Source organism: Spirochaeta dissipatitropha (genome assembly GCF_054657935.1).
In genome coordinates this window covers 91,442-99,706 of record NZ_BAAHXT010000014.1, presented here as the reverse complement: position 1 = coordinate 99,706, position 8,265 = coordinate 91,442, and the positions used below count along the sequence as shown (strand labels likewise).

The following is an 8,265-nucleotide window of genomic DNA, read 5'->3' as shown; positions in this document are numbered from 1 at the left end:
CCCGCTGACCTGCTGCGCATTGTTATACACATAGGCTTCTGCCCAGACAGCCTGTGAGTTTACCCGGCCTGTTCCGCTGTACTCGATAATCGAAGATAAAAGGCCCTGTTCGTTGTAGTTTCTTGCAACAGAAGTCCCGTTCCAGCGCTCGGACAGAATCTCCCTCCCGGCAGCATCGTAGGCAAAGCTGGTCTCACGGTTATACTGGTCACGCACGTTCAGCAGCTCATTGTTGGCTCCATAGCTGTAACGGGCATAGCTCCCGTGAGAGTCAGCTACAGAAATCCGGTTTCCTGCCCGGTCGTAGCCGAAGCTGAGCGAATGACCGCTGCTGGTGTTCTGCTGCTGCCGTAACCTGCCCAGATCATCATAGTCAAACTGATAGGCTGCATGTTCATTCTCGCTGCTGATTAAGCGCCCGCGGTCATCGTAGAGAAAACTCTGCTGCTCTGTTCCATTGGCGCGTACCGAGAGAATCCTGCCGTTGGCATCGTAATCGTACCTGAACTCACTGCCGTTAAAATCGGTCATGCCTTCAAGTCGCCCGGCCCCATCATAGCGGAACTGCCTCCGCTTGCTGAAGGCATCCATATACTCTGCCACGCGACCCAGGCCATCGTAATGTGTGGTGTAGACATGGTTCCCGGTTCGTTCGGTCATAGTTCTTGCAGCATAGTCATAGAGATACTCGGTCTCGAGCACGACCCTGGATCCATCCAGCTGCTGCCGTGAGACGAGTCGGCCATATACATCGTAGACGAACTCACTCACACGAGCTTCTCCATCGGTATGCCGTATTACCTGGTCGAGGGAATTGTAATCCCAGGAGCCCGTAATCTGACCGCCCTGGTACTCCGCGGTTTGTCGACCATAGCCATCGTATTCAAGGCGTGTCTCAAGACCTGTCTCATCAGTAAAGGTCACGATATTTCCATAAAAATCATAGGTATAGTAACGGGAAGCATTATACGCATCCCTGCTCTCTACCAGCCGACCCAGTCGGTCGTAGATCTGCCGGCGGCTGTTACCCCGGGCATCTTCCACTTCCACATGTAGATAGCCATCGGCATCGTAATGATAGCTGTTGGCCTGAGACCACAGTTCTTCATGCCGGGCATTCACTATCTGAATTGATTCGATCCGGCCAGTTGCAGTATACGTGTATTCCTGCCGCAGTCCCTCGGCATATTCCAGAGCATTCAGCATTCCTCCGGGACTGTATTCATTTCTGCTGGTAAAGGAGAGTCCACGGGCAACCGTTTCCCGGTCGTGACGGGTCAGAACCCTGCCCCAGGCATCCGTGGTCTGCCAGCTACGCTGATCTTCTCCATCTGTATGGATAGTCTTTCGCTGCTGCGGCAAATATTCGTATGATCCAAGCAGCCCTATGCCGTCTGTTAAAACATGTTCAGCTGTGCGTCTGCCGGAACTGTCATATTCAAACTTTCTGATTGTCCCCCATTCGTTCTGCACGGTTTCCAGCGTTCCATTCCGATAGCTGAAGTTCTGAAGCGAATAATACTGCTGTCCGACAGGTGAATCAGCGCTTTGTGAGATCTCCACAGATATCGGCTGGCGAGTGCCGTAGTTATATCTGTAGCGCTGCCATTGCCCTGCCGGATTCTGCTCGTACTGCAGACGTCCGAGATGGTCATAGCGATACTGCCGGTTCCTGTTCCCCGGAACATCTGCCGCGGTCTCAGTGGATTTCATGAGCAGATCGGTCTGCGGATAATACTCGTAGTGTATTTCCCGTATCAGCAGGTCATCTGTATTTATAAAGCGCCGCCGTTCAAGCTTCCCCGCAGGGTCATAATCGTATTCAATTCGCTCGTTGTAGGTATTAGTAATTGATTCAAGCAGGTGCCGTGCATCGTAGGAGAAATCTGTTGCATCGAGCAGGATAAAGCTCTCCGCCCCGGATAATTCATACAGACGCAGTTCCTCGCGTATAAGGTCCTTGCGCTCGTTGTAGGATTTATGCATTTCCCTGCCGTCATGGTATTGGATGCGAGTAATCTGGTTAAAGGCATTGTAGCTGTATTCTGTGGCTCGTCCATCAGCATCGCGGTGGTATGTCAAGCGACCCAGTGCATCATGCCGGAAGATCTGCTCGGCCTGTGTGCTGCCATCGCGCTGCAACAGACGCGACACATAGCCGTATTGATCGTACTCATATTCACTTACCAGTCCGAGTCGGTTCGTGTGACGCCGCAGTCTGCTGTCGTCATAATACATGAAGCTCTCACGGCTTCCATCCGGATAGTTGATTGAGGAAAGAAGATCCCTTGAATATTCGTATACGGTTCTTCCACCATGGGGATTCAGATAATACAGTGGCTGAGCATCTGTTCTATATTCCCGGGTCTCTGTACTGCCGTCTGGATGTCTGATGTAGGTAATGTTTCCGTTGCTGTCATAATTGAAATCGGTCTGTATTTGCTCACTGTAACCGGCTGCCCTTTCAATGCTTCGTTTCAAACGTTGTTCGGCTGTGTAGTCTGATTCGATAATTCGATCCGGCATTCCATTTCCGCCAGCGCTCCTGCTATGAATATCCAGCTGCCGTTCATCCCACTTGTGAATGAGATACACTCCGGCAGGATCGGTGTAGACCGTCTGCCGGGCATCAAAATCATAATCAAAATGTTCACGATTATCTTCTTCGTCCTGAGTCCAGGAGGTCACCCGTACTCCATTCTGATTCTCATAACCGAAATCGATCGCGCTGCCATCTGGTTTCCCGATTCGGTGTATCGTGTTCTGTCGGTATGCATACGATAGCCAGTCACCATCGGGATCTATGGCCTTGATCAGTTCACCAGCGCTGTTGTATTCAAAGCGGTATTCCTGTTCGAGTGGATCAATCAGAGCGCTGATTCTATTGCCTTCCCACAGAATCCGGATGCTGCGGCCGCCGGACTCCTGTATGCGTTCTATTTTACCATCGTCACTGTAGAGATAGCGTACAGAATTCCCATGCCTGTCCTGTACTGAATCCAGCTGTCCATGAATGTTGTAGATATATTTTCTGCCCGTTACAGTACGCCTGCTGATGCTACCATCCGCATGCAGTTCCACTCTGTCAGTTGACAAACCCACTGCTTCAGCAGGACTTCCCTCGGGGAAATAAGATTCCCCTCCGTACACCGGATCCCTGGTCAGCCGGAAAATCATGGGGCTGCCGTTTTCGCTGAAAAAGACGATCCTGTCCAGTCCCGTGCCGCTGTATGCTGACTGAATCCCCGAACGGCTGCTGTGCCTCGAAGCCTGCATAATATGATCTTCGCTGTGTTCATGTTCATAACGGCTGAACGCAGCTATGTCTCTCATTGCCTCATAATGCGCTTTCAGTCCCTGAACTCGTGCAGTTAATGCAGGGATATCCTCGCGTTGCTGCCTCTTTACCTCATCCAGGAGTTTCTGTATTTCTGCAGTCTTGTTTTTCCAGACTCCAATTTCTGTATTGATTTTTTCGATCTGCTTGTTCCGGTGAGGCTCATAATCGATTTCTCCGGCAGGCAGCAGCGCGGCCTCGTATGCAGCCGTAATTTCTTCAGCCTTTCTGATTCCCTCAGTGTATTGAGCAATTCTGGCAGCTATGCGTTCTGTTTCATAAGTAAGAAAGCCGGCATTTTCGATCCATCGCTCGTATGCATCATTACGTATTGTTTCAAGCTCCTGCAGTTCTTCGCGGCTTCTTGGCTTGTGCCCCAACAGCACCCGTACTTCAAAATCAGCAAACCATCCATTGCCAAAGCCGCTTTCTGTATAGAAGTTATTCCTGTAACTGCGTTTTACACCAAATGGCAAAGCGGAGAAGAGAGGAATAGCTATATCAGTTTCTTCATGGACGAAATCACCAGTCGGAAGATAGACAGGATCTCCAGCTGTCAAGGCGTTGGTATCTGTATCCGTTTGCCGATTGAGAACCTGTTCCGCTACTGTATGCAGCTGACGGGAGTCCCACATGGAGCTTATTACCTCTTCATTGTCTACAGCTGATTGAGATTCCGCCCCGCCTATGTTTTCCTCTGTTTCGCTGGTATTCCCCGTGTCTGTTTTTTCGGCATCCTCTACGTCTTCCTTGTTGGTTTCTTTAACCTCATCTGCCTCATTAATTTTCTCGTCCGTGTCACTTGCCTTGCCATCCTCTATAAAGGTGACAGAGGCTGAATAATTCCCTTCCAGCGGGAAGTCCTCTTCTGTTTTGCTTTGCGGATGTTTCATTCCCCAATCCGGTTCATAGCGAACGCTTATCTTGGTAAAGTGCGGAATGTTACTGCCATTTGGACTGACGCTTACCGTACCATTTCGTACTGTACCTGTACCCACGCTGTAGGTCTTCAGTTCAAAGCTCGCAGAGACGGTAGTATCTCCCTTGATTATTATGGTAGCCGGGTTACCGTTTGGCGATGTTGTATACCCTGTATCAGGATAATAGGTAATTCTTACTACAGTATCATAAGGAATGATTCCCCCTGGAGGAGATAGCGTTATGGATCCGTTTTCAATGGTACCGATGCTGAGCGTATAAGGTTTGGGCGTGAATCTGGCAGTTACAAACGTATCCCCTGTGATCTCAATTTTTTCTGGATTATCCTCGGAAGCCCATTCGTAGCCCTCATCCGGATGGTAAGTGACAGATATCCAGGTTCCATGCTCAACTATTCCTTGCCGGGATAGCGTGACGCTTCCATTTGCTATTGTGCCGATACTGACATTGTATTTCTTTCGTACAAAGCTTTCAGAGATTGTCCTGTCTCTGGAAGCCTCAAAGGTCTCGGTGTTGGACCCGGATGCCCGTTCATAACCTGTGGCAGGATTATATGTAATAGTTACGGTTGTACCATGTTCAACAGATCCTGAAGGTGATATGGATATCGTCCCGTTTTCAACCTCTCCTGTTTGTATGGTATACGTTTTCCTGTTGAAAAGAGCTGTTACACTTGCAGTTGGACTATTGCTGTACAGTGTTCTTCTCCAGCGGTTGAATACATACCCTTCGTTGACGGTATATGAGAACGCATTACTGACATCCTCCATAGTAGCTCCAGCATCAAGTAATTTACTTCTGGGACTAACCGATCCAGCTTCAAGAGGGCTCGCAGAAGCAGAATATGTGATTTGTGTAGTGGTCTGGTTTTCGATTGAGGCAGAAAGCTTTTCAATTCCCGGCAGGAGGCATAAAACAAAAATGACTGATACATGCAGACAGAATGACTTTATTGTCTTCATGTTTTACTCCCCGTACCACAGGCGGCCAAGGAGACCGCCTCCCTGACTGTCAGGGGGCCAGAGTGAGTCCTTCATGAAATCCAGTGCATGAGATACCTGGCCGTCCGTGAAATAGGCAGAGGCATGCGGGAGAGTGGCTGTTCCATATTCATTGAGAGGAACAAGGTGAATGGCAATTCCGCTTGCGTTGCTGTTTGCGATGCCGGAGGAAAACAATCGAAATACACTGGACTGGTAGATATCAAGAAATTCCACAGCTGCGCTGAACAATTCCGGTATTTCAGAAGCTATGACAGTGGCGGCATGTCCCATATCAATATTCAGATCACCTGGAACCAGGTAGTAATCCTGTACCTCATGGAATAGTACACGGAGCAGATTCTGCCGCTGTGCTTCAACTGCAGCATAGTCCTTCATAGCAATCGAAAATAAGTTCCATGCCGAGTGCAGTTCATGTATTTTATCAAGGTAAATAACAGAAAATGCTGCTTTCGCTGTTCCTCCATATGCAGCAGCAAAACTGTCTGTAAGAAGATTTCCAAAAGCATCCTGTTGTGTATGATCAAGGCTTATCAGTCCGGATGCTATCAAGCCGTAATCCCAGCCAGCCGCAGGAATCACATCCGGCGAACCGGCAACAAAAGATGAAAGTCCGCGTAACTCATAGAGAACTTCCATCATCATGCCCTTACAGACTTCAAGTCCAATCAAGGTCCAGCTAAGCTCTGGATCTACCCTATGGATTTCGGATAAACCCGTTGCAAGTTCCAAGGTATAGAGTGCATCGCCGGAACCATCGTCATAGGCAGTTGCACGAAACAAGGCTGTGCCCATGGGATCTGCGGTTGGATCAGCAGGATCGTCCTGCGAACGCCAGCCGGAGCCATGCCCCCAGATAATAATGCTGTACTGTTCAGCCGGAAATCTGTTCAGACCTTCCCTGATAAAGGCCCTGAGGGTTTCCGGACTTCCCATGTTGATAGGATGAAGTTGTTGTGAGCTTAATCCCAGTTCTGGCGAGTCCAGCTGCCGGGATGCAATAGCAGGATGATAGCCCAGGGGATCAGGCTGCAATTGATACAAACCCGCACCTGAAGGCCGATCCAGAAGAATCAGCACACTGATTCCCTTTGCTTCTATGTTATGCTGTTCGAGCCTGTTGAGATCCTGCAAGGCATAGCTTTCAAGTTCATTGTCAGCAGCCATGTAGATGAAAATCGTTTTTCTGCGGGGAATAAATACAGCCTTGGCATGTATTGTGTTCTCTATGATAAACACCAGATCAGTCTCGGAAAAAACTTCATCATTTATGTTCCAGTGACTGAAAATGAAATCCGGACTTGCTGCAGCCGAGAAACTCAGTTCAGTTCCCGGAGCAAATGAGGATCCTTGCGGACTTACACTGAAAGTGCCTCCATAAGGGGGTTCAGCAAAGATATGGATTTCAGGTTCAGCAGAAAAATACGCTGTCAGAATACTATCAGCTGAAGGAACCTCAAAATCTACTGAGTCATTCAGGGAGGATACCGGCCCGCTCCATGAAGAAAAAAAGTAGCCATGTGTCGCATCGGCTCGTGCATGTACTAAGGTGCCAGGTTCAAATAGACTTCCTTCCGGTTCAAACTGGATGACTCCTGATCCTGGGGGTACTACCTGGGTTTCAAGTAAGGAGTATCGCTGGAAAACTGCTGTTATGTAACGAGTGTTATTCAGTGTAATAGAAATTTCTTTTTCTGTACTAAGTGGTATATCTGGTTCAGTTGTACAGATCCAGTGTGTGAAATAGTACTGCTCGGCGGCTTCTGCTCTGAGTGAGATCACTGTGCCGGGACTGTGTTGCAGTCCACCAGGGTACTGGTAGATTTGTCCTGCCTCTTCAGGCAGATTCTGTACAGTAAGAGTTGGTTCAGATGTGAAGACTGCGGTAAAATGAAGCGGCTCACGCTCAATTGCAGTATGCAGATCTGCCCCTGCACCCTCGTGTTCCAGCCAATGGCTGAAAAAAAATCCCTCTTCTGCAGCTGCACTCAGGCGTATTTCTGTGTTCGGCGGATAGAATTCCACAGCCGGTTCAATGATAATCCTGCCAGCGCCTTCGGGGTCTACCACAGTGCTGATACCCGGATTCTTCTGGAATTCTGCATGGAGATCCTGATCTTGCATAACCACGAGCGTGATCTCTTCTGAATCCATTTCAGCTTGTTGCCCCGAGGGCAAATCAATCCAGGATAAAAAATGAAAATCCTTTGAACTTGTTGCACGTACGGTAATGTGCTCACCGACGCGGTAATAGTTTTTGACTGGTGTAATTTCCACCCGGCCGCTGTTTTCGGGTGAAACCAGCACAGTAATTTCTGTATGCTCCTGTCTGGTCTGAACGTTTCCGATTTCTACCGGATTTTCACAGGCTGATATGAGCAGCATAAAAAAACACAGGATATACAGGATGTACAGATATGAAGTTCTCATATCTGTGCTCCTGATTGGTTTCCGGTTTGAGGGATTTCATGAAATCCATAGGGGTTGAGCCAGGGACTGCCTTCAGAAAAATGAATGGCAGAAATAACAAATCCTGATATCTGTACTCCATTCCCGGGATTCGTAATAAAAATCTGATCAAGGGGAATTTCTACAGAGGCAATCAAGCCCGGAGACAGATCGACCCCGACCTCGATCGAGTAGCGGTGATTTGTTCCCTGTACATAGTACGTTCCTGAATCGTCAGCCAGACTGAAACGGGCGTTCAACAGTGAGATCACACGATCTCCGGTATTCTCCAGATTCAGCAGTATCCTGATTCTTCCTGAGTTATCGGACAGAGCGGATTCCGGTGAACTGCAGATATACAGATCATGAATGAATACCGGCGGAATTTCCGGGATCTGGATCGCTTCGCAGGAAACAAAGCTTATCGCAAGAATGAGTGATGAAAGGATGAATTTCATGAGCCCTCCATCCATCTCTACTACATGGAATGTCACAGAGCTTTAACAGGAGAGAGGAAGTTGCAGAAAGCTCGTGAGAAAT

General features: G+C 48.6%; 3 protein-coding genes. All 3 read right to left on the bottom strand.

Going from position 1 to position 8,265, the window contains the following annotated elements; all coding sequences use genetic code 11:
* Positions 1–5,238: InlB B-repeat-containing protein (locus ACYQ2L_RS14765; RefSeq protein WP_460057289.1), on the bottom strand; the 5,238-nt coding region annotated here is incomplete at its 3' end.
* Positions 5,239–5,241: 3 nt separating this feature from the next.
* Positions 5,242–7,707, bottom strand: coding sequence for a clostripain-related cysteine peptidase (locus tag ACYQ2L_RS14760; protein ID WP_460057286.1), 2,466 nt, complete (start codon positions 7,705–7,707; stop codon positions 5,242–5,244).
* Entirely contained in the window at positions 7,704–8,183 is a 480-nt protein-coding gene (locus ACYQ2L_RS14755) for a hypothetical protein (RefSeq protein ID WP_460057283.1), read from the bottom strand. Before ACYQ2L_RS14755 ends, ACYQ2L_RS14760 begins: the two co-directional genes overlap by 4 nt.
* Positions 8,184–8,265 lie beyond the last annotated feature (82 nt).